Genomic DNA, 23,769 nt, shown 5'->3' with positions numbered 1-23,769 from the left:
CCTTAGTTTTTCCGGAACATTTTCAGCATGCGCTGAGTCACGGTGAAGCCACCGAAAATATTAATGCTGGCAATAAGTACCGCGATAAAGCTCAGGAAACTCACCCAGCCACCCTGGCCAATCTGCAATAATGCCCCCACAACGATGATCCCGGAGATGGCGTTCGTCACAGACATCAGCGGCGTATGCAGCGCATGCGACACGTTCCAGACCACGTAGTAACCGACCACGCAGGAAAGCGCGAACACGGTAAAGTGGCCAAGGAACTCTTTTGGCGCCACATCGGCCAGCCAGCCAAACAGAATAACCACCAACGCCATCAGGGCGTATTTACGCCACGGTGAGACTGGTTTTTTCTCTTCAACCGGTGCAGGTGCAGCTTTTGCTGCCGCCTGAGGCTGAGCGGAAACCTGGATTGGCGGCGCAGGCCAGGTGATTTCACCTTCGCGAACCACCGTCACACCGCGCACCACCACATCGTCGAAATCCACGGTGATATTGCCGTCTTTCTCTTTGCACAGCAGCTTCAGCAGGTTAACGAGGTTGGTCCCGTATAGCTGGGAAGACTGCGTCGGCAAACGGCCCGGAAGGTCGGTATAACCAATAACCTTGACGCCGTTCTCGGTCGTGGTCACCTGATTCGCCACGGTGTATTCGCAGTTACCGCCGTTTTGCGCAGCGAGATCGACAATCACGCTGCCCGCTTTCATGGAGTCAACCATTTCACGGGTGATCAGTTTCGGGGCCGGTTTACCCGGAATCAACGCGGTGGTGACGATAATATCGACGTCTTTCGCCTGCGCGGCGAACAGTTCCATTTCCGCTTTGATAAACGCTTCGGACATCACCTTGGCGTAACCATCGCCGCTGCCCGCTTCCTCTTTGAAATCCAGCTCGAGGAATTTAGCGCCCATACTTTGCACTTGTTCTTTCACTTCCGGGCGCGTATCGAAGGCGCGAACAATCGCCCCCAGGCTGTTGGCCGCACCAATGGCCGCAAGACCCGCCACCCCGGCACCGATCACCATCACTTTGGCTGGCGGGACCTTACCCGCGGCGGTAATTTGTCCTGTAAAGAAGCGACCGAACTCATGCGCCGCTTCAACAATGGCGCGATATCCGGCGATGTTGGCCATCGAACTGAGGGCATCCAGCGACTGCGCACGCGAAATACGCGGTACGGAGTCCATTGCCATCACGGTGACATTGCGCTCGGCGAGTTTTTGCAGCAACTCCGGGTTTTGCGCCGGCCAGAGGAAACTGACCAGCGTGGTCCCCGGATTCAACAACGGAATCTCAAATTCTTCTGGTGCGTTGACCTTCAGGATAATCTCTGACTGCCAGACCGCATCCCCGTGAACAATTTCCGCACCCGCTTGCACAAACGCCTTGTCGTCAAAACTTGCCAGTTGACCCGCGCCGCTTTCAACCGCGACGCTAAAACCCAGCTTCAGCAGCTGCTCAACCGTCTTCGGTGTGGCTGCTACGCGGGTTTCATTGGTTAACCGTTCTCTTGGTATGCCAATTCGCATAATGTTCCCTTCCATCTGTATTTTTGATGATGGTTTATCAATGTTCGCAAGCGGCCTGCGCGCACTTACGTAAGAGGTAAGTGTTACCCCAACAAAATAAAACAGTAACAAACTCTGTATAACCTACTGAAATTAACGCCTGTGATCTAGCGCCAAAAAACAGTATTTATTATGAAATTCGCAAAACCGGGATGAATTAACCCGCAGACAGGGATAATGCCCTTGAAATAGCCCGCAAAGACCGATAAATCGCTCAAGCCAAGCGGCAAAACATGATTAAGCGCCACCACGGAACAATTGATTAACATTAAATTAACTTATGAAACTCAACCGATTTATCAGTTTTAGCGCTGAAATGCCGAATTTTTAGACATATCACGAAATGTTATCGATGTTGTTACGACGGCTGGCACGATGAGTGAAAAATGACGCAGACACTGACACAATTTAAATGCAATAATCAGCCACGTTTCTAGTCAATAACAATACCAGTACCTGGTTTGCGCAAGGCGAAGGATTATTTTTATGAAGCTTAAGAACACTCTCCTGGCGTCCGCACTTCTTTCTGCGACTGCTTTTTCTGTAAATGCAGCGACAGAATTGACGCCGGAGCAAGCGGCTGCCCTGAAACCCTATGACCGCATTGTGGTGACCGGCCGTTTTAATGCTATCGGTGATGCGGTTGCCGCCGTATCCCGCCGTGCAGATAAAGACGGTGCAGCCTCCTTTTACGTTGTTGATACCTCAGATTTTGGCAGCGGCGGTAACTGGCGTGTTGTTGCCGACGTCTATAAAGCCGACGCTGAAAAAGCGGAAGCTAACAAAAATCGCGTCATCAACGGTGTTGTAGAATTACCCAAAGATCAGGCTGTCCTGCTGGAACCGTACGATACCGTCACGGTACAGGGTTTCTACCGTAGCCAGCCTGAAGTCAATGACGCCATCACCAAAGCGGCGAGAGAAAAAGGGGCTTACTCTTTCTATATTGTCCGTCAGGTCGATGCTAACCAGGGTGGCAACCAGCGTATTACCGCATTTGTCTATAAAGCCGATGCGAAAAAACGTGTTGTACAAAGCCCTGACGCCATCCCAGCTGATTCTGATGCCGGACGTGCAGCATTAGCAGCCGGTGGCGAAGCCGCGAAGAAAGTTGAGATCCCGGGCGTAGCTACCACCGCATCTCCGAGTGCAGAAGTGGGTCGTTTCTTCGAAACGCAGTCAACCAAAGGTGGACGTTACACCGTCACGCTTCCGGATGGTACGAAAGTAGAAGAACTGAACAAAGCAACCGCCGCCATGATGGTGCCGTTTGACAGTATCAAGTTCACCGGTAACTACGGCAACATGACTGAAGTTTCTTATCAGGTTGCTAAACGTGCCGCGAAAAAAGGCGCCAAGTACTACCACATTACCCGCCAGTGGCAGGAACGTGGTAACAACGTGACCATCAGTGCCGATCTGTATAAATAACGGTCACGAGTAACAATATAAGGCGGCTTTTTGCCGCCTTTCGCATTTTTAGTCACAAATCTCCCCATGCCCATTGCATGCGCTCCCTTCTCTCCGTAAAATTCCGCGCCTTAGTGGCTTCCTCCATTTTTATGCGGTTTGCCAAAATAATTATTCTCTCACTCTCGTTTTTGTCACTGGATACAAATGGAAAAGAAATTGGGTCTGAGCGCACTGACCGCGCTGGTTTTAAGCTCAATGCTCGGCGCGGGCGTTTTCAGCCTGCCACAAAATATGGCAGCGGTTGCCAGCCCGGCCGCATTACTGATTGGTTGGGCGATTACCGGCGCGGGAATTCTCCTGCTGGCCTTTGCCATGCTCATCCTGACGCGCATCCGTCCCGATCTGGACGGCGGTATTTTTACCTACGCCCGTGAAGGTTTTGGCGAACTGATTGGTTTCTGCTCGGCATGGGGTTACTGGCTGTGTGCCGTTATCGCCAACGTTTCTTATCTGGTGATCGTTTTTTCCGCACTCAGCTTCTTCACCGATACGCCTGAATTGCGTTTATTTGGCGATGGAAATACCTGGCAGTCTATCGTCGGGGCCTCAGTGCTGCTGTGGGTGGTCCATTTTCTGGTATTACGCGGTGTACAAACCGCCGCCAGCATTAACCTGGTAGCGACACTGGCGAAATTATTGCCGCTGGGTCTGTTTGTCGTGCTGGCCTTTATGCTGTTTAAGCTTGATACCTTTACTCTGGATTTTACCGGTATTGCGCTGGGTGTTCCGGTCTGGGAACAGGTCAAAAACACCATGCTCATCACGCTGTGGGTGTTTATCGGGGTAGAAGGCGCGGTCGTAGTGTCAGCACGTGCCCGCAATAAACGCGATGTCGGTCGTGCCACGCTGCTGGCGGTATTGGCCGCGCTGGGTGTTTATCTGTTGGTTACCCTGCTTTCCCTTGGCGTGGTTGCTCGCCCGGAACTGGCTGAAATCCGTAACCCGTCAATGGCCGGACTGATGGTCAAAATGATGGGGCCGTGGGGTGAAATTATTATTGCGGCCGGTCTGATAGTTTCCGTCTGCGGTGCCTATTTAAGCTGGACGATTATGGCAGCCGAAGTGCCGTTTCTGGCATCGACGCACAAAGCGTTCCCGCGCATTTTCGCACGTCAAAATGCGCAAGGTGCACCGTCGTCTTCACTGTGGCTCACCAATATCTGCGTACAGGTGTGTCTGGTGCTGATCTGGCTCACAGGCTCTGACTATAATACGCTGCTGACGATTGCCTCCGAGATGATTCTGGTGCCTTATTTTCTCGTTGGCGCATTTTTGCTGAAAATCGCCACCCGCCCGATTCATCAGGCTGTTGGTGTCGGTGCCTGCATTTATGGCTTATGGTTATTATATGCTTCTGGCCCAATGCACCTGTTGCTGTCTGTGGTGCTGTATGCGCCAGGATTATTGGTCTTTCTTTACGCCAGAAAAACGCACACGCACGATAACGTGCTGAACCGCCAGGAATTGGTTTTGATCGGCCTGCTGCTGGTCGCCGCCGTTCCGGCTACCTGGATGTTGATGGGGTAAACGTCATACCCATCGTTTGATGTTAATGGAGATTACGATGGGTAAAAAGCCCCTGCCAATACTTATCACCGGCGCAGGCCGTCGCATCGGCCTCGCAATTGCATGGCATTTTTTGAATCAAAAACAGCCGGTAATTATCAGCTATCGTACGCATTATCCATCGATTGATGGTCTGCAAGAAGCCGGCGCGGTGTGCATTCAGGCCGATTTTTCGACCGATGCCGGCGTGCTGGCCTTCGCTGATGACGTAAAAAACCGAACGGATGGATTACGCGCCATCGTGCACAATGCCAGCGCCTGGGTTGCAGAAAAACCTGGTAAACCGCTGTCTGACGTGTTGTCCAGCATGATGCAGATCCATGTCAACACACCCTACCTGCTCAACCACGCGCTGGAGGGCCTGCTGCGCGGTCACGGCCACGCCGCCGGCGACATCATCCATTTTACAGATTACGTCGTCGAGCGCGGCAGCGACAAACATATCGCGTATGCCGCCAGCAAGGCTGCACTGGACAACATGACCCGCTCATTCGCGCGTAAACTGGCACCAGAAGTCAAAGTGAACGCCATCGCCCCATCGCTTATTCTGTTTAACGAAGATGACGACGCCGAATATCGTCAGCAGGCTCTGAACAAGTCACTGATGAAAACCGCGCCCGGCGAGAAAGAGGTCATTGAGTTAATCGATTATCTGTTGACCAGCTGTTTTGTCACCGGGCGTAGTTTTGCCCTGGATGGCGGTCGCCACCTGCGTTAGTGCAGTTTTACCCAACAAATAATCAGCAACCACGCGCTCAGGCCCCAGCAGACTACCGCCCCGCCGAGCGCGACGGGCAGGCGCATAAACCCGGTGAAGTACCACAGTGAAACAAGGTAGACAAAATAGGGAATAATTGACCACATACTGAAGACAATTGTGGTGCGTAACGCTTCAATACCGCGCTCGCTGGCCACAATATAGTGAGCGATCAGCGCAAATGTCGGGAACAGCGGAATTAATCCGGCAATATAGTAATTCTTTGTTTTAGCCAGCACGCCAATCAACACCACCACCAGCGCACCCAGCGCCGCTTTTATAAGTAACCCCATCACTTTGCCTTAACACATCAATAACATCAGCCCCTAGCATAACGGAAGCGTTCTCGTTTAGAAAAGATTAATGGAAGGAAAAACAGGGGCGGTGTATGTTGGCACTTTATAATCAAAATGAATGATATGAACACCATCGTATTTGTTGAAGATGATCCTGAAGTCGGTTCGCTGATTGCCGCCTACCTGGCCCGGCATGATATCGAGGTCATCCTTGAACCGCGCGGCGATGTAGCCGAAGAGAAGGTCCTGCAGGTTCAACCCGACCTGGTGTTGTTAGACATTATGCTGCCTGGTAAAGACGGAATGACCATCTGTCGTGATTTGCGCGGGCGCTGGCAGGGTCCAATTGTTCTGCTGACGTCTCTCGACAGCGATATGAACCATATACTGGCGCTCGAAATGGGAGCCTGTGACTACATTCTGAAAACGACGCCGCCGGCGGTGCTGCTGGCCCGCCTGCGCCTGCATTTACGCCAGAACGAACATTCGACGCAGTCAAAAGGTATTCAGGCGGCCACCCTTACGCCGCATACCATACTGCGCTTTGGTACGCTAACTATCGATCCAACCAATCGTTCCGTGCTACTTGCTGGTGACCCCGTTTCGCTATCTACCGCCGATTTCGAACTACTGTGGGAGCTGGCAACCCATGCGGGACACATTATGGATCGCGATGCGTTGCTGAAAAATCTGCGTGGTGTGAGTTATGACGGGATGGATCGCAGCGTTGATGTGGCGATTTCCAGACTGCGCAAAAAACTGCTGGATAACGCCACAGAGCCGTACCGCATCAAGACCATCCGTAATAAAGGCTATTTGTTTGCCCCGCACGCCTGGGATGATGAACCACGCAAATAACCCCGCCAGGCTGGTTTTAACCCAGCCAAATTCGCCATTTAACGTTACACTGTCACGCAAATCGTCTACAGGATAAGCATAAAGACCTCGTCTCGGTCTGAACCACACTTTTTGTGTGGCTGTCAGTGGTCCCCCTCCCTATAATCCGTCCCGGTCCTGAGCCACTATGGCTCAGCGTTTTATTTCAAAAATACACTCTCTTTCCGGCATTTCAGGTGCTGAATGAGGCAAGAGGCTACATTATGTTCGTTACTCTCGCGTATATCGCGTTATTTTTGGTTTGTTCATGGGCTGTATTCAGAATCGACCAAAAAAGTCACTCCCTGTCCAAAAGCGTTTTCATTGCCATTTTTATCGGTGCCGTTATTGGCTTATCCCTGCATTTTATTGCAGCCGACAACAGCAAAACAATTATCGACTGGTATAACGTCATCGGTAACGGTTATGTCAATTTACTCAAACTGGTTGCGGTTCCGCTAATCTTTATCTCTATCCTGTCGGCGATTAATAAGCTCGAAAACAGCGCCGGAATTGGCAAAATGTCACTCACTATCGTAGGGAGCATGCTCTGCCTGGTGATGATCGCCGGATTTGTTGGCCTGCTCACCGCCCACGTTTTAGGTCTGGATGCGAGCGCGTTTGGCCATATGCAGTCAACGTTGACGGCTGAGGATGTGAGTAAAACAGCCGCAGTTTCACTGCCTAAGCTAGTCACCTCGCTGATCCCCACCAATATCTTCCTCGATCTTACCGGGGCCAGAAGCGTTTCTGTTATTGGTATTGTGATTTTCACTCTGCTTGCCGGGGTAGCATTATTAAAAGTAAAACAAGATGCACCGCAAGAAGGTGAAAAATTAAGCGCGGGCATTAACGCCATCCAGATTTGGGTGATGAAAATGGTGCGCATCGTTATTGCCCTCACCCCCTATGGCGTGATGGCATTAATGGCTGGCGTATTTTCCGCTTATCGGTTTGAACAATTTGCCAGTTTGTTAGGCTTTATTGCCGCCTGCTACATTGCCGTGCTGATGATGTTTATCGTGCATGCGCTAATTTTGCTGCTTAGCGGAAACAATCCTGTGCGCTATTTTAAAACCGTGTGGCCGGTTTTAACCTTTGCGTTTGTTTCGCGCAGCAGCGCTGCCTCTATTCCACTGGCCATTACCGCGCAGGAAAAATTTGGCGTACAAAATACCATTGCCAATATCGCGGCTTCATTTGGCTCCAGCATGGGCCAGAATGGCTGTGCCGGGATTTACCCTGCGATTATGGTAGCAATGATTGCACCGACAATGGGCATCGATCCGCTGTCGGTACATTTTCTGCTCGCGATGCTACCGGCGATTGCGCTGGGATCGATTGGGGTGGCGGGCGTCGGTGGTGGTGGGACGTTTGCCGCACTGATTGTGCTTTCCACGCTGAATTTTCCGGTCGCGCTGGTGGGGATTTTTATTGCTATTGAGCCGATTGTCGATATGGCGAGGACTGCATTAAACGTCAACGGTTCGATGATGTCGGGCGTGCTGGCTAACCGAATTTTGCGTAAAGAAACGTCCGCGCAGCAACCGTCCACATCGCTCAGCAACGCTGAATAACCGTTCAGAGCAGTGCCAGATAATAGCCTTCCCGCTGACAGGAAGGCTTTATTTAGGTTAACTGAGCATCAACCTGTCATAGTTTTTCCAGCGATAATTCAGCGCGGAGAGGATCCAGCAACCGAGAAATACAGCAATAATCATAAAACCAACATTACCCATGTGGTCACTCATATTACTTACCGTATCCCACATTCCGCCCTGAAGTGAAAACGCATCGGACAGTAATCCTAACGCTTCCAGCCCGCCAATAAATACCGCCACAATCACCGAGGTTCCGGTGATGGTCATATTGTAATACAGCTTCCGCTGCGGCTTATTAAAGGCCCAGCCGTAGGCCTCGACCATCAGAATACTGTCGAGGCAATCAATTAACGCCATGCCACAGGTAAACAATGCCGGAAACACCAGAATGGACCAGATGGACATCCCACTGGAAGCACCTGAAGCAGAAATGCCTAACAGCGAAATTTCTGTGGCAGTATCAAAACCCAGGCCAAACAAAAAGCCGACAAAATACATATGCCAGTCTTTGCCCACCAGCCTAAAGGCCGAGCGGAAGAGCCAACTCAGAGGCCCTGAAATCGTGATTTCTTCCGCGGTTCCGTAATAGGTGCCCGTACGTTTTAAATGACGGAATGCCTTCCATACCTGGCAGAAGATAATCAGATTGATGGTCGCCAGAATCAGCAAGAACGCTGCAGAAACGGCCGTACCGATCACGCCCCCAACATTCTGCAACCATGCCATATGATGTTTAAACACGCTGGTAGTGAGGGCGATGCCAATACTTGCCAGTACCACAATGGTGGAATGTCCGAGAGAAAACCATGCCCCGGTGGTCAATGCGCGCTTTTTTTGCTGCATCAGTTTGCGGGTTGCGCTGTCGATGGCGGCGATATGATCGGCATCCACGGCGTGGCGCAAACCGTAGCACCAGGCGACCAGGCTCAGCGCCAGAAGCGAGGTATGATGACTAAACACCGTGAAAGCCCACAGCCACGCCACAATGTTTGCCCCGACCAAAATCGCCACCAGCAGCATAATATCCGGACGTTTTTTGCACACTGAAAACAACGTGTTCATTGTTTTCGGCCCATTAACTTATTCATAAGAGACACAACCTAACCCGCCATTTACTGATTGGTAATCTAAATATTTATCAGCCTAATGATAACGGTTTAAAATTGCTGACGCGTGTCGTAGATCAAAGTTGCAGAGACCCTGAGTCCAGTTCAGCAAACGCGAGATCCGCCACCCGCAGGGTTATTACCGCAGTGCCCCCGTCTTGCAGAAACCAGGCGGATGAAAGCCCACACCATGCCGCGATCCACAGAAGAAGACGCTCGCGTTTAAGTCCGGCAGCCTCTGAAACGATGTTGACGCGCTGGGTGAACCGCGATGGATCAATGGCGATGCCAATACCAGGATCGGCAAGATCGGGATTGGTGAAAATATTGGCGTAATCAAACCCACGCTCACCCAACAACCCTTTCGGATCGATAGCCAGCCATCCAGACTCTGCAAAATCAAGCACATTACCGTGGTGTAAATCACCGTGCAGCACCACGACATCTTGCGCAGTGGAGAAAAGCACATTGGCTGCCTGCGCGCAACGAAGCATGATCCCACCAAAACGTTGCGCTGTCGGCTCAAGATCGCGAAACCAATGTTCAAGCGGCGTGAGCAGCGGTGTTGAGGTATCTGCCGCAACATGGAGTCGACGGGCAGTTTGGCAAATGATGCGGCAGGCTCGCGCATCCTGGTCTTCCCGGGACATATCCGTCAGCGATTGTGTCCCTGTGGCACGTTCTAACAGAATCGCCCCATTTTCATGAGCCAGCACCCTCGCCGCCCCTTTCCCGTTCCACCAGGTCATCAACTGACAACCGATTCGCTCACTGTCATCATCCGTGAGTTTAAGAATGGCTTTCTTGCCACCGTGAATTGTTGTCACGGGTAGCAGATACGATGTATGAGTCACGATGGGAGCACCATCATGGATGAGTTTCCAGCGGCTTAACCAGGTACTGAACATATGCTTTCCAAAGTAATACCACCCTCTTCAGCCTGAGTGAATCGCTGGTGGAACATTAGCGAGATTTTTACCGCATTATAACGATGACGGGTCAGGGCGACACCTACATCTATACAGAATTTTATGCTAGGTTGAAAAATGCAGCCCTCGAGAAAGAGGCAAACGACAGCTTCAAAAACAGATCGTTTATGCTGCTTTACGGTCAATTGCGCCATAGAATTCAGAATAAAATAAAATCACATCATCGATAAAAACAGGGAGCGCTGAATTCTCGCCCCCTGCACTTTTTTTACCCCTCAGGCATCGCCGAAGAATGATGGGTAGAGATTTTCCACTCTTTTCCATCCCATGCGTAAGTGAACGTATATCGTGCTGAAACGGTAGATTTATCGGCGAAGGTAAATGTGTAGGTACCGGTATCTATCGCCTTGTTGCACCCCAGACGAATAGTGCGAGTATCAATTTTTCCGGTAGGTTTCTTCGCCAGAAAATGCTCAAAATAATCAATGCGTTCAGCATCCGTTAAGCGGGCTTTATTGGATACCGTTGGCAGTAACACCGCATCGCTGAGATAGTTTTCTGAAACCGTCTTCGCGTTGCCCGTTTTTAACGATGCGTTCCACTTATCAAATAGCGCTTCGATTTGAGCGTTATCGACCTTCACGCAGTCAGGTGCCGACACTGCAAAAACCGGGCCAGACAGAAGGGTCAGTGAAGCAATAAGACCAAATAATTTCTTCATTTTAATCAATCCATTCGTGGTCGTATGGCAATGCTGAACCATTGATAACCAGGCTATAAAAATCGCATGGCATGTCATTATCAATGGGAATCATCAACATACGCTGTGTGTGAAAATAAAGAATCCGTGAGGGAAAGGGTATTCAATACGAAGGTGTTATAAGAGATTTTTGTGTTATCGCCACGGGTAGAGACTGTTCAACTTCCTGGTTAATTATAGTTCAGTGATTATTGCTGAAGCATGACTTTCAGTATTTTTGCCCGCATCCAGTACGGGCTTTTTAGATGATGCTCCCCTCATATCGCGCACTCACCTTGCACAAAGACAACCGCCAGCAGCAATTACTCTGTTAAGACGAGACTGTTTACCTGGCCCAACTGCCCTCGCCCGTTCCAGACATGCTGTATTTATTACGGGCCTCATGGGCCATGAGAATGCAGAAAGGGTTCATACAGTGTACTCTGCCGGGATAAGCGCAATTGACGATGGTCAGACTGAATTTCTGAATCTGCGTCTCGGTGGCTACAGCAATCCCCCCGTCAGCCCCGAGTGGCAAAAGCGTATTAGCTAACTTATTGAGCGTCCGGTGATTTGTTATGAAGAAGCTGTTTGTACAGTTTTACCTGTTGCTGTTCGTCTGCTTTCTGGTGATGACTCTGCTGGTCGGTTTGGTATATAAATTCACCGCAGAGCGCGCCGGCAGGCAGTCGCTTGATGATTTAATGAAAAGCTCCTTGTATTTGATGCGCAGTGAGCTTCGCGAGATCCCCCCCCATGAGTGGGGGAAGACGCTGAAAGAGATGGATTTAAACCTCTCGTTTGATCTGCGTGTGGAGCCGCTGAATAAATACCATCTGGATGTCCCTACCCAGCAGCGTCTGCGCGAGGGTGATATTGTGGCACTCGACGACCAGTACACCTTTATTCAGCGTATTCCTCGCAGCCATTATGTCCTTGCCGTCGGCCCGGTTCCCTATCTCTATTTTCTGCATCAAATGCGCTTGCTGGACGTCGCGCTGATGGCGTTCATCGCCATTTCGCTGGCCTTCCCGGTGCTTATCTGGATGCGTCCGCACTGGAAGGAGATGTTGAGGCTGGAAGCGGCGGCGCAACGGTTTGGTGAAGGACACCTGAGTGAACGGCTGCATTTTGACAGCGGTTCCAGTTTTGAGCGGCTCGGCGTGGCGTTCAACCAAATGGCGGACAATATCAATGCGCTCATTGCCAGCAAAAAACAGCTGATTGATGGCATCGCCCATGAGCTGCGCACACCGCTGGTGCGTTTACGCTACCGGCTGGAGATGAGCGATAACCTCAGCGAACAGGAATCCCAGGCGCTGAATCGTGATATTAGCCAGTTGGAAGCGCTCATCGAAGAGTTACTCACCTATGCGCGACTCGACCGGCCACAGAATGAGTTAAACCTCACGGAACCAAACCTACCGGTATGGCTCACCACCCATCTGGACGATGTACAAAGCGTTAATCCTGACCGTACGGTGCGTCTGCGCCATCTAACCTCCGGTGATTACGGTGCGCTGGATATGCGCCTGATGGAGCGCGTCCTGGATAATTTGCTCAACAACGCCCTGCGCTACTGCCAGTCTACGGTTCACGCCAGTCTGCTGCTACAGGGTAATCAAGCGATGCTGATCGTCGAAGACGATGGCCCCGGCATTCCACCTGACGCCCGTGCGCAAGTTTTTGAACCGTTTGTTCGTCTCGATCCCAGCCGCGACCGGGCCACGGGCGGCTGCGGACTCGGGCTGGCCATCGTCCACTCGATTGCGCAGGCCATGGGCGGTACGGTGATGTGTGACGAAAGCGAGCTCGGCGGCGCGCGTTTCACCTTTAGCTGGCCCCTCTGGCATAACATTCCTGAATTTTCCGCTGCCTGACCCCTACGGCTCGGTGGTCAGGTAACGTTGGGTGTGCTATAAAAAAGTATGTTGTAACTAAAATGGTAACTCTATGGCTCGTTACGATCTCGTTGAACGTCTGAACAGCACTTTTCGCCAGATGGAACAAGAACTGGCGCAATTCACTGAAAATCTGCAGCAGCACACGCTACTGATTGCCCGTGTGTTCTCCTTGCCAGAAATCGCAAAAGAGTCGGAGCACGCCCCGCTGGAGGCCATCGACGTAAAACAACATTTAGGTAAAGAAGCTGAAAGTCTGGCGCTGCGCCACTATCGCCACCTGTTTATTCAGCAGCAGTCCGAGAATCGCAGCAGCAAAGCTGCCGTGCGCCTACCCGGCGTGTTGTGCTATCAGGTCGACAGCCCTTCTCAGGCGACGCTGGAAGCGCAAATTCAGCGTATCAACCAGTTGAAAACAACCTTTGAGCATATTGTGACGGTGGATTCAGGTCTGCCACCCGCCGCACGTTTCGAATGGGTGCATCGCCATTTACCAGGACTCATCACCCTCAATGCTTATCGAACGCTGACAGTGGTCAGAGAACCTGCGACCCTGCGATTCGGTTGGGCCAATAAACACATTATTAAAAACCTGAAACGCGATGAGGTACTGGAACAACTGGAAAAGAGCCTGAATTCACCGCGCAGCGTACATCCATGGACGCGTGAAGAGTGGCAGGCCCGTCTGGAGCGCGAGTATCAGGACATTGCCGCCCTGCCGCAACAGGCGAAACTGAAGATAAAAAGACCGGTGAAAGTCCAGCCCATCGCCCGCGTCTGGTACAAAGGGCAGCAAAAGCAAGTGCAATATGCATGTCCGACACCGCTGATTGCACTGATTAATAACGATAATGGTATGAGTGTGCCGGACATCGGCGAGTTGCTGAATTACGATGCCGACAACGTGCAACACCGTTTCAAACCGCAGGCGCAGCCGTTAAGGCTGATTATTCCCCGGCTGCACCTGTATGTGGCAGATTAACGTCCCGGTCGCATACTTCCGACCATCAGTTCCGGGCGCACCCAACTGTCGAACTCGGCTTCGCTAAGGTAGCCCAGCGCCAGCGCCGAGGCTTTTAACGTCAGTCCCTCTTTGTGGGCCTTTTTGGCGATCTCCGCGGCTTTATCGTACCCAATATGGGTATTCAGGGCAGTCACCAGCATCAGGGATTCATTGAGCAACTGGTCAATGCGCTCGCGATTGGGCTCAATGCCGGTCGCGCAGTGCGCATTGAAGCTTTCCATACCATCTGCCAGCAGACGTACTGATTGCAGGAAATTATGGATAACCATCGGTCGGTAGACGTTAAGCTCAAAATTACCGGAGGCTCCGCCAATGTTGATAGCCACATCGTTGCCCATTACCTGACAGCACAGCATAGTTAAGGCTTCACATTGTGTGGGGTTGACCTTACCAGGCATGATGGAGCTGCCTGGCTCGTTTTCAGGAATCGCTATCTCGCCGATACCACAGCGCGGACCAGACGCCAGCCAGCGCACATCGTTGGCAATTTTCATTAACGATGCAGCCAGACCTTTCAGTGCACCATGGGCATGTACCAGCGCATCACAGGTGGCCAGCGCTTCGAATTTATTCGGCGCGGTGACAAACGGCGCACAGGTGATCACTCTCAGTTCATCCGCGACCCGGCGAGCATATTCAGGATGTGTATTCAGTCCGGTGCCGACGGCCGTTCCTCCCAAAGCCAGTTCAGCCACATGCGGCAGGCTGTTTTCTATGTGCTTCAGGTTATGTTCCAGCATCGCCACCCAGCCAGAAATTTCCTGACCCAGCGTCAACGGTGTAGCGTCCTGCAAATGCGTACGGCCAATTTTGACAATATCTGCAAACGCGTGGGATTTTTTACTCAGTGTTTCAATTAAAACATTCAATTGTGGAATAAGTGACTTACGCAGAGCCAGCAGTGCGGCAACGTGCATCGCCGTGGGGAACACGTCATTTGAACTTTGGCTTTTATTGACGTCATCGTTGGGGTGTATTTTACGTTCCATCCCCCGCACGCCGCCCAGCAGTTCGCTGGCGCGGTTCGCCAGCACCTCGTTCATGTTCATATTGCTTTGCGTACCGGAACCGGTCTGCCAGATAGCCAGCGGAAACTCGTCAGCGTGTTTATCAGCCAGCACTTCATCTGCCGCCTGCATGATGGCGTTCGCTTTTTCTGCCGCCAGCAGCCCGAGGTCCTGATTTACCTTCGCGGCGGCACGTTTAGTGAGCGCCAGCGCGTGGATCAGCGAGACCGGCATTTTCTCCGTAGAGATACGAAAATGCTCCAGCGATCGTTGGGTTTGTGCGCCCCAGAGTTTATCGGCCGGAACCTCAATCGCCCCCATTGAATCATTTTCGCGGCGTACCGTTACCATGACCTGCTCCTTATATTAACAATTGATTAGGTTATGTTTCGACATTGCCCATTTGCCATTGGTCTTATGAGTATTGACGAGGATGGAACCCTCGTTTGGTGGTTCGTGCGGTAAAAAAAAACCGCCCCGAGGGGCGGCTGACGTTACTTAACGCAGCGTGCGCACTGCGACGTCTGAATCTGTTGGAAGAAATCGTTACCTTTGTCATCCACCAGGATAAACGCCGGGAAATCTTCCACTTCAATTTTCCAGATGGCTTCCATCCCCAGTTCCGGGTATTCCACACATTCCAGGCTCTTGATACTGCCTTGCGCCAGCACTGCCGCAGGACCGCCGATACTACCTAAATAGAAGCCACCGTGTTTATGGCAGGCGTCAGTAACCTGCTGGCTGCGGTTGCCTTTTGCCAGCATGATCATGCTGCCACCCGCAGACTGCAGTTGATCAACGTATGAATCCATGCGTCCGGCGGTGGTTGGGCCCAGCGAACCCGAAGCATAACCTTCCGGCGTTTTCGCCGGACCCGCGTAATAGATTGGATGATCTTTAACATACTGCGGCAAACTTTCGCCGTTATCCAGACGCTCTTTCAGTTTTGCATGCGCAATATCACGTCCGACGATGATTGTGCCATTCAGTGACAGACGCGTGGAAACAGGATACTGCGACAACTGAGCCAGGATCTCTTTCATCGGGCGGTTAAGATCGACGCGCACCGCTTCGCCTTCACCGGCCTGACGCAACGCTTCCGGGATGTACTTGCCGGGATTATTTTCCAGCTTCTCAATCCAGATCCCCTGGCGGTTGATTTTGGCTTTGATATTACGATCCGCTGAACAGGAGACGCCCATGCCAACCGGGCATGACGCACCGTGGCGCGGCAGGCGGATCACGCGAATATCGTGGGCGAAGTATTTCCCGCCGAACTGCGCGCCCAGTCCAAGGTTTTGCGCTTCAATCAACAGCTCTTTTTCCAGCTCGACATCGCGGAACGCCTGACCATGCTCATTACCTTCAGTCGGCAATTCATCATAATATTTAGCCGACGCCAGCTTAACGGTTTTCAGCGTTGCTTCTGCCGAGGTTCCACCAATCACAAAAGCAATGTGATACGGCGGACAGGCTGCGGTTCCCAGAGTACGCATTTTCTCGACCAGATAATTTTTCAATTTACCCGGCGTGAGCAGCGCTTTGGTTTCCTGATACAGATAGGTTTTATTCGCCGATCCCCCGCCTTTGGCGATGCAGAGGAATTTGTACTCGTCACCGTCCACGGTATACAGGTCTATCTGCGCAGGCAGGTTGGTTCCGGTGTTCACCTCGTTATACATATCCAGCGCGGCGTTTTGCGAATAGCGCAGGTTATCTTCGATATAAGTGTTATACACCCCACGCGCCAGAGCGGCTTCATCACCCCCGCCGGTCCAGACACGTTGCCCTTTTTTACCGACAATAATCGCCGTACCGGTGTCCTGGCAGGTCGGTAACACGCCTTTCGCCGCGATGTCGGAGTTACGCAGGAATTGCAGAGCCACATATTTGTCATTCTCGCTGGCATCCGGGTCGCGAAGAATATCCGCTACCTGCTGCTGATGCGCCGGACGCAGCATAAATGAGGCATCATGAAATGCCTGGCGGGCAAGGAGGGTTAAGGCTTGCGGATCAACTTTAATGATTTCGTGGCCTTCAAATTCGGAAACGGAAACATGGTCGCTGGTCAACAGATAGTATTCGGTATCATCCTTTTTGAGGGGGAAAGGATGCTGATAATGAAAGGGTTTGTTTGACATTGTGCTCTCACTTACTGCTCGGTCTGGTTATTCTCTGGGCAGATGTTCCATTGCCCTGCTTCCCTGTCGCGGGTCCGGTTGTGCCAGCAACGGCCTATGTGCAACCAGAATTGCTCAGGGTATTAAAAGCGAGTCACCATATCCTACACAAATTTTTAACAAAAACTGAGACAAGTACGACTTTTTACATGCGCAGGTTACTTCCCCGTAGGTTTCTTGGTTTAATAGTCAGAGATAATTCCACATTGAAACAGGGCTTGATAATGCAAAAACTCATCAACTCAGTGCAGAACTATGCCTGGGGAAGCAAAACTGCCTTAACGGAACTTTATGGCATTGAAAATCCGACCCAGCAACCGATGGCAGAGCTGTGGATGGGCGCCCATCCGAAAAGCAGTTCTCGGGTTCAGAACGCCGACGGCCAGACGGTTTCCCTGCGTGACGTGATCGAGCACGATAAGTCAGCACTGTTAGGTGATGCCGTAGCACAACGCTTTGGTGAACTGCCTTTCCTGTTTAAAGTGCTCTGCGCTGCCCAGCCTCTTTCGATTCAGGTCCACCCGAACAAACACAATTCTGAGGTTGGCTTTGCCAAAGAAAACGCCGCAGGGATCCCAATGGACGCCGCCGAGCGTAATTACAAAGATCCTAATCACAAGCCCGAACTGGTGTTTGCCCTGACGCCTTTCCTGGCGATGAATGCGTTTCGCGAGTTCTCCGAGATTGTGGCGCTGCTACAGCCAGTGTCTGGTGCGCATCCGGCCATCGCTCACTTCCTGCAGGAACCCAACGCCGAGCGTCTGAGCCACCTTTTCGCCAGCTTGTTGAATATGCAGGGTGAAGAGAAATCGCGTGCGCTAGCCGTACTGAAATCTGCCCTTAACAGCCAACAGGGTGAGCCGTGGCAAACTATCCGTCTGATAGCGGATGTCTATCCGGATGATAGCGGCCTGTTCTCTCCGCTGCTGCTCAATGTGGTGAAGCTGAATCCAGGCGAGGCGATGTTCTTGTTTGCCGAAACCCCACACGCCTACTTGCAAGGTGTGGCGCTCGAGGTCATGGCCAACTCCGATAACGTACTGCGCGCCGGACTGACGCCGAAATACATCGATATTCCAGAACTGGTCGCCAACGTTCAGTTTGTCGCTAAACCGGCGAATCAACTGCTGACTACCCCAGTCAAAACAGAGAGTGAACTGGACTTCCCAATCCCGGTTGACGATTTCGCTTTCTCCCTGCATGTACTGTCTGCCCGTGAAGCCACTATCAGCCAGCACAGCGCCGCCATTTTGTTCTGCGTTGAGGGCGAAGCCGTGCTGAGCAAGGGCGAGCAACGCTTGGTACTGAAAGCAGGTGAGTCGGCATTTATCAGCGCCAATGAGTCGCCGGTGAACGTCAGCGGCACCGGTCGTTTAGCGCGGGTTTATAACAAGCTGTAGCAAGATACTGATATTTTTAACAACTCTTGCTAAGCTAGTAGTGAGTTAAAGACATGTCACCCCTCCAGGCGTCTTTAAACGCCTGGATTTATTTTATGGATATCGAAATGAAAAAAACGCTGGTAGCTGCGGGTGTGGTGGTTGCACTAGGAATCGTCTGGACGGGCGGTGCATGGTTCACGGGAAAGAAACTGGAAACCCATCTTGCTGAGATGGTGACGCAGGCAAACGATCAGCTCAAACGCCTCTCGCCCGAGGCAGGCATTGAGCTGAGTTATGAGAACTACCAGCGCGGCGTGTTCAGCAGCCAGCTGCAACTGGTGGTAAAACCTGTTGCCGGTCAGGAAAATGCCTGGCTGAAGCCAGGGCAAAGCATCATTTTGGATGAATCCGTCGATCATGGCCCTTTCCCGCTAGCCCAGCTTAAGTCATTCAACCTGGTACCCGCGATGGCCGCAGTGAAAACCACACTGGTGAACAATGACGTCAGCAAACCGTTATTTGACATTGCCAAGGGTGAGTCTCCTTTCATCATCAATTCCCGCGTGGGCTATAGCGGCGATACCCGCTCTGACATATCTCTCAAGCCGCTGAGTTACGAAAAAGGCGATGAGAAAGTAGCCTTTAGCGGAGGCGAATTCCAGCTCAGCGCCGACAAAGACGGTAACGCGGTTTCCCTGACCGGTGAAGCGCAAAGCGGCGTGGTCAATGCGGTTAACGAGTACGATCAAAAAGTACAAGTTACCTTTAATAATCTGAAGACGGATGGCTCAAGCTCGGTTGCCAGCTTTGGTGAGCGTATTGGCGATCAGAAATTGTCCCTTGATAAGCTGTCTATTTCCGTCGAAGGCAAAGAGCTGGCGGTGCTGGAAGGCATGGGCATCGACGGTAAATCAGACCTGGTTAACGAGGGTAAAACCGTCAACAGCCAGCTGGATTACACGATCAACAGCCTGAAATTGCAGGGTCAAGATTTGGGTAGCGGTAAGCTGACGCTGAAAGTAGGCCAGATTGATGGCGAAGCATTACATCAGTTCAGCCAGCAGTATAGTGCCCAAACCAAAGCATTGATGTCACAGATTGACGTAGTGCAAAACCCGGAGCTGTATCAGCAGAAAGTGACCGAAGCGTTCTTCAGCGCTCTGCCTATTCTGATGAAGGGTGAGCCGGTTATTACCGTTGCGCCACTGAGCTGGAAAAATGCCAAGGGTGAGACCAGCTTTAATCTGTCCCTGTTCCTGAAAGACCCGAATGCGAACCAGGAAGAACCAAAAACGCTGGCCCAGGAAGTGGATCGCTCAGTGAAATCACTGGACGCAAAGCTGGCGATCCCAATGGATATGGCAACTGAGTTCATGACCCAGATTGCCAAACTGGAAGGGTATCAGCAGGAAGAAGCGGCAGGTATGGCGAAACAGCAGGTCAATGGTCTTGCTGCGATGGGTCAAATGTTCCGCATCACGACGGTACAGGACAACACCATCGGCTCCAGCCTGCAGTACGCAAATGGTCAGGTGACGCTCAACGGCCAAAAAATGCCGCTGGATGAGTTTGTCGGCATGTTTGGTATGCCAACACTTTCCGCACCAGATGCCCCGGCCATTCCGCAGCCGTAATTACCATCTGCGTGATGTCCGCCACAGCCCGATAAAGCGATTTATCGGGCTTTTTTACCTCTGGCGCATTACTTTTGCGTCACCAGTCTGGCGGATAACGTCAGATTGCGCGAATGCCCCTCATCACTGCTGATTCGCTGGAGTACGCGTTCAGCCAGTGTATATCCCATTTCACGCGCGGGCGTGCTGGCCCAAATAATCGGTAAATCATCCAGAGCGTTCTCTGCCACATCGGCAAAGGCGGCTAGCGAGATCTGCTGTTCAAAATAACGGTCAACGCCAATTTCACCACTCTGTCGCCCTGCTTTCATCAGGCCAAACCAAGCCCCAACGGCGATAGTTTCGTTATAGCACACCACCGCACTGATGGTCGGGTTATACCGTAGTAGCGCCGTCACGGCGTCTGCGGCCTGCTTCTGGCTTGAGGCGCACTCCAGTACCCAATCGCTGTGAAAAGGCAGTCCAAATTTAAGCAGCGTGGCGCAATATCCCCCCACGCGTTCTGCACGGGTCAGAGAGGAGCTCTGTCCACCTAACCAGGCGATTCGTTGATGACCATGCCCGACAAGATGCTCAACTAACAGCTGCGCAGCCTGCATATTGTCGGGTCTGACGGTGTCAGCATCATCCAGATAGCTGGCGCGTGAAGCAAACACTACCGGAATACCCTTTTCACCGGCCAACTGCCGTAACGCGTCGCTGCTGCCTGCGGCTCCGGCGATCACCACCCCGTCAACACCCTGATTGAGTAACATCGAGAAACGCTGGGCCAGCTGTTCGCCGTCCTTACCGCCATGCAGTAAAAATACCATCCGCCCCTGAGCTTCTAAGGCTTCCGTCAGTCCTGCCGTCAGTTCGGCATAAAACGGCGTCGAGAGATCGCGAACGATTAACCCAATAACCCCACTCTGCCCGCCACGCAGCGCCGATGCCTGGCGGTTACGTACGAACCCCAGTTGTTCGATGGCAGCATTGACCCGTTCTCCGGTCGCTGATGAGATACGCCCTTTGCCGCTAAGAACCAATGAGACGGTACTGACTGAAACACCGGCCGCCAGCGCTACATCATGAATGGTTATTTTTTTGGCTATAGCCATAAAACCAGAAAGCTCCCTGATAACGTGATGGATAAAACGTTTTATCAATCATCCGTATTTATACGCCCTATTATCCTTCGATAATGTGATTTGTAACGCACTAAAATTAGGTAAAACGTTTTATCTTCTCGCCATCATTCGTTGGTCGATTTTTTACAAGGAGTCGTTAGATGACGACGAGAACCACACCAAAAGTCACGTTATGGGAATTTTTCCAGCAGTTGGGGAAAACCTTTATGTTGCCCGTAGCACTGCTCTCGTTTTGCGGGATCATGCTGGGGATCGGCAGCTCATTAAGCAGCCATGATGTCATTACACTGATCCCCGCGTTGGGGAACCCGATGTTGCAGGCGCTGTTTACCTGGATGAGCAAAGTCGGATCCTTCGCATTTAGTTTTCTGCCGGTGATGTTTTGTATCGCTATCCCGCTTGGCCTGGCGCGCGAAAACAAAGGCGTTGCGGCCTTTGCCGGTTTTGTCGGCTATGCGGTGATGAACCTGGCCGTCAACTTTTGGTTAACGGCCAAGGGAATATTGCCCACCACGGATGCGGCGATCCTCAAAGCCAACAACGTGCAAAACATTCTGGGGATCCAGTCGATCGACACTGGGATCCTCGGTGCGGTAATCGCCGGGATCATTGTCTGGATGCTGCATGAACGTTTCCACAACATTCGCCTGCCGGATGCGCTGGCGTTCTTCGGTGGTACCCGTTTTGTGCCGATTATTTCGTCGGTAGTGATGGGACTGGTCGGGCTGGTCATTCCGCTGATTTGGCCGTTCTTCGCCATGGGTATCACTGGCTTGGGTAACATCATCAATAGCGCCGGTGATTTTGGTCCGATGCTGTTTGGTACCGGTGAACGTCTGCTGTTGCCGTTTGGCCTGCATCACATTCTGGTGGCCTTAATTCGCTTCACTGAAGCTGGCGGTACGCAGGAGGTGTGTGGTCATAGCGTCAGCGGCGCGCTGACTATTTTTCAGGCCCAATTGAGCTGCCCTACCACTCAGGGCTTCTCTGAAAGTGCCACGCGTTTCCTGTCCCAGGGCAAAATGCCGGCGTTCCTCGGCGGTTTACCGGGCGCTGCGTTAGCGATGTACCACTGTGCTCGCCCTGAAAATCGTCACAAAATTAAGGGATTATTAATCTCCGGCCTGATCGCCTGCGTGATTGGCGGTACCACCGAACCTCTGGAGTTCTTATTCCTGTTCGTCGCACCAGTGCTGTACGTTATCCACGCACTGTTGACCGGACTGGGCTTCACTATCATGGCTGTGCTTGGCGTCACTATCGGCAACACTAAAGTAAAATACACCTCATTAAGAATTGAGGCGTAAAAACAGCTATACCTGTCGCCGCAATGGATTACCAAAGAGGTGATGACCAATGCCTGCACATGTTACAATCTTAAGAAATACAGTACGTCCAGTGAAATTCAATACCATGAATCGTCCACGCTTATATTCATATATCCGTTACTCCAGCGAACGACAAGGCAGAGGTAACTCGATCGAGCGACAGAAGAGTTACATTGCGGAAATGGCAAAAAAGATCGCTGCTGAGTACGATCTGGAAATTTTCGAGGAATACCAAGATTTAGGAGTATCCGCGTACAAAGGTAAAAACGTTCAGGAAGGAGCATTATCGGATTTTATAGCCCAGGTTGAATCCGGCTTGATCCCAAAGGGGTCTTTCCTTTTGATTGAATCCCTTGATCGCTTCTCACGCCAGAACGCCATGCAAGCAGTTAACCTTTTCACCAGTTTATTGCTTAATGGCATCACGGTAATTACCGGGATTGATAAACAGATTTACAGGCAGACTGAAGTAAACACCGAGATATTGCAGCAACTGATGTTTAGCGTGATGTTGTTCAGCCGTGCAAACGAAGAAAGTTCAACCAAATCACACCGCACCATTGCAAGTGCTCTATCCAAGATCAGACGCCACCAAAAAAGGAAACCAGGTGATCCTGTAATCGCAATTAAAGAGTTAGGGTCGGATAAATGGTGGACAGATTCGAGTACTGGGTATGTCAATCCGCATCCAGTCCTGTTCCCCATAGCAAAAAAAATTATCCAGTTAAAACAAGACGGTTGGTCAAATCGAATGATCCTTATGCACCTGAAAAACAACTACGATGGACCGGTTATTGGCAACAAAAAATCAAAAGGTATATGGAATATGCAGCATTGTTCCAGAATCCTTGAGCCAGCCATTTATGGACGAAAAGTAATCACTGTAAACAATGCAGAATACGTTCTGGATGATTATTACCCTGCTATCATCAGCAAAGATGAATACGAAGCGTTAAAGATCCAAGTTGGAAACAAAGGGTTTGCCCCGAATCGCGAGATTAACCCTGAAATACCGTTACTTTCCGGTATTGGCATTTTGCATTGTGCGCACTGCTCATGTTACATGGTTAAGGCTAAATCAACCCTTAAGAACCATCCACATGCTTACCGTTACCAATGCGCATCCAGAGATCTACATCAGGATTGTAATAAGTGGGGATTCAGGGCAAGCACTCTTGAAAGGACAATTTTACAACTGATAGCTGATAGAATATTCTTACAGACGAAATATCAACCATCTGGTTTAGGGAAGGTGCGAATAAGCGGGGAAAT

Annotated in this window: 18 protein-coding genes and 1 pseudogene; 11 read left to right on the top strand and 8 right to left on the bottom strand. The window is 51.4% G+C overall.

The window, feature by feature from the left end; translation table 11 throughout:
• Window positions 1–2: 2 nt before the first annotated feature.
• Entirely contained in the window at window positions 3–1,532 is a 1,530-nt protein-coding gene (pntA, locus tag FDW88_RS01740; RefSeq protein ID WP_137361897.1) for a Re/Si-specific NAD(P)(+) transhydrogenase subunit alpha, read from the bottom strand.
• A 525-nt stretch (window positions 1,533–2,057) separates the two neighbouring features.
• Here pntA and ydgH point away from each other — a divergent pair.
• The 3 genes from ydgH to folM all read left to right on the top strand — a co-directional run bounded on the left by ydgH (window position 2,058) and on the right by folM (window position 5,328).
• Window positions 2,058–3,002, top strand: coding sequence for a DUF1471 family protein YdgH (ydgH, locus tag FDW88_RS01735; protein ID WP_096757111.1), 945 nt, complete (start codon window positions 2,058–2,060; stop codon window positions 3,000–3,002).
• 186 nt (window positions 3,003–3,188) lie between these two features.
• Window positions 3,189–4,571: an amino acid permease gene (locus tag FDW88_RS01730; RefSeq protein WP_096757112.1), complete on the top strand. Its 1,383-nt coding sequence runs from the start codon at window positions 3,189–3,191 to the stop codon at window positions 4,569–4,571.
• A gap of 37 nt (window positions 4,572–4,608) precedes the next feature.
• On the top strand, window positions 4,609–5,328 hold the full coding sequence (gene folM / locus FDW88_RS01725) for a dihydromonapterin reductase (protein ID WP_096757113.1): 720 nt from the start codon (window positions 4,609–4,611) through the stop codon (window positions 5,326–5,328).
• On the opposite strand, the gene FDW88_RS01720 is transcribed toward folM, so the two are convergent.
• Window positions 5,325–5,660: a GlpM family protein gene (locus tag FDW88_RS01720; protein ID WP_096757114.1), complete on the bottom strand. Its 336-nt coding sequence runs from the start codon at window positions 5,658–5,660 to the stop codon at window positions 5,325–5,327. The genes folM and FDW88_RS01720 overlap by 4 nt on opposite strands.
• A gap of 117 nt (window positions 5,661–5,777) precedes the next feature.
• On the opposite strand from FDW88_RS01720, the gene rstA reads away from it, so the two are divergent.
• Together rstA and FDW88_RS01710 are read left to right on the top strand one after the other, a co-directional pair.
• Window positions 5,778–6,521: a two-component system response regulator RstA gene (gene rstA / locus FDW88_RS01715; protein ID WP_096757115.1), complete on the top strand. Its 744-nt coding sequence runs from the start codon at window positions 5,778–5,780 to the stop codon at window positions 6,519–6,521.
• Between the two features lie 242 nt (window positions 6,522–6,763).
• A complete protein-coding gene (locus tag FDW88_RS01710) occupies window positions 6,764–8,116 on the top strand; it encodes an L-cystine transporter (protein ID WP_115258545.1) in 1,353 nt (450 codons plus the stop codon).
• A 57-nt stretch (window positions 8,117–8,173) separates the two neighbouring features.
• Here FDW88_RS01710 and FDW88_RS01705 read toward each other — a convergent pair whose 3' ends face one another.
• The 3 genes from FDW88_RS01705 to FDW88_RS01695 all read right to left on the bottom strand — a co-directional run bounded on the left by FDW88_RS01705 (window position 8,174) and on the right by FDW88_RS01695 (window position 10,896).
• Window positions 8,174–9,202 carry a HoxN/HupN/NixA family nickel/cobalt transporter gene (locus tag FDW88_RS01705; protein ID WP_115258546.1) on the bottom strand — a complete coding sequence of 343 codons (1,029 nt, stop codon included), beginning with the start codon at window positions 9,200–9,202 and terminating at the stop codon, window positions 8,174–8,176.
• Window positions 9,203–9,323: 121 nt separating this feature from the next.
• Entirely contained in the window at window positions 9,324–10,154 is an 831-nt protein-coding gene (locus tag FDW88_RS01700) for an aminoglycoside phosphotransferase family protein (protein WP_137361896.1), read from the bottom strand.
• Window positions 10,155–10,443: 289 nt separating this feature from the next.
• Window positions 10,444–10,896, bottom strand: a complete 453-nt coding sequence (locus tag FDW88_RS01695; RefSeq protein ID WP_096757119.1) for an SgcJ/EcaC family oxidoreductase — start codon at window positions 10,894–10,896, stop codon at window positions 10,444–10,446.
• Window positions 10,897–11,492: 596 nt separating this feature from the next.
• Here FDW88_RS01695 and rstB point away from each other — a divergent pair.
• Both rstB and tus read left to right on the top strand, forming a co-directional pair.
• Window positions 11,493–12,794, top strand: a complete 1,302-nt coding sequence (gene rstB / locus FDW88_RS01690) for a two-component system sensor histidine kinase RstB (RefSeq protein WP_137361895.1) — start codon at window positions 11,493–11,495, stop codon at window positions 12,792–12,794.
• A gap of 73 nt (window positions 12,795–12,867) precedes the next feature.
• The gene (gene tus / locus FDW88_RS01685; protein WP_117343078.1) at window positions 12,868–13,797 is read left to right on the top strand and encodes a DNA replication terminus site-binding protein; all 930 of its coding nucleotides are present in this window, start codon (window positions 12,868–12,870) and stop codon (window positions 13,795–13,797) included.
• Here the strand turns inward: tus and fumC are convergent.
• Together fumC and fumB are read right to left on the bottom strand one after the other, a co-directional pair.
• Window positions 13,794–15,197, bottom strand: a complete 1,404-nt coding sequence (gene fumC / locus FDW88_RS01680; protein ID WP_096757122.1) for a class II fumarate hydratase — start codon at window positions 15,195–15,197, stop codon at window positions 13,794–13,796. The genes tus and fumC overlap by 4 nt on opposite strands.
• 143 nt (window positions 15,198–15,340) lie before the next feature.
• Window positions 15,341–16,987, bottom strand: coding sequence for a class I fumarate hydratase (fumB, locus tag FDW88_RS01675; protein WP_117343077.1), 1,647 nt, complete (start codon window positions 16,985–16,987; stop codon window positions 15,341–15,343).
• 263 nt (window positions 16,988–17,250) lie between these two features.
• On the opposite strand from fumB, the gene manA reads away from it, so the two are divergent.
• Together manA and FDW88_RS01665 are read left to right on the top strand one after the other, a co-directional pair.
• Window positions 17,251–18,426, top strand: coding sequence for a mannose-6-phosphate isomerase (manA, locus tag FDW88_RS01670; protein WP_096757124.1), 1,176 nt, complete (start codon window positions 17,251–17,253; stop codon window positions 18,424–18,426).
• 107 nt (window positions 18,427–18,533) lie between these two features.
• Complete coding sequence (locus FDW88_RS01665) at window positions 18,534–20,042, top strand: YdgA family protein (RefSeq protein WP_137361903.1); 1,509 nt, start codon at window positions 18,534–18,536, stop codon at window positions 20,040–20,042.
• Between the two features lie 68 nt (window positions 20,043–20,110).
• Here the strand turns inward: FDW88_RS01665 and FDW88_RS01660 are convergent, their stop codons facing one another.
• Window positions 20,111–21,139 carry a Mal regulon transcriptional regulator MalI gene (locus FDW88_RS01660; protein ID WP_137361894.1) on the bottom strand — a complete coding sequence of 343 codons (1,029 nt, stop codon included), beginning with the start codon at window positions 21,137–21,139 and terminating at the stop codon, window positions 20,111–20,113.
• Window positions 21,140–21,309: 170 nt separating this feature from the next.
• Between FDW88_RS01660 and malX the strand changes: the two are divergent.
• A pseudogene (malX, locus tag FDW88_RS01655) lies at window positions 21,310–22,440 on the top strand (PTS maltose transporter subunit IICB); the annotation flags it as partial.
• A 142-nt stretch (window positions 22,441–22,582) separates the two neighbouring features.
• On the top strand, window positions 22,583–23,769 hold a 1,187-nt coding region (locus tag FDW88_RS01650), incomplete at its 3' end, for a recombinase family protein (RefSeq protein WP_170974146.1).

Origin of the sequence: Citrobacter sp. wls829 (assembly GCF_005280825.1) — a bacterium.
In the GTDB taxonomy this organism is placed as follows: domain Bacteria; phylum Pseudomonadota; class Gammaproteobacteria; order Enterobacterales; family Enterobacteriaceae; genus Citrobacter; species Citrobacter gillenii.
This window is presented reverse-complemented; position numbering and strand designations above follow the sequence as displayed.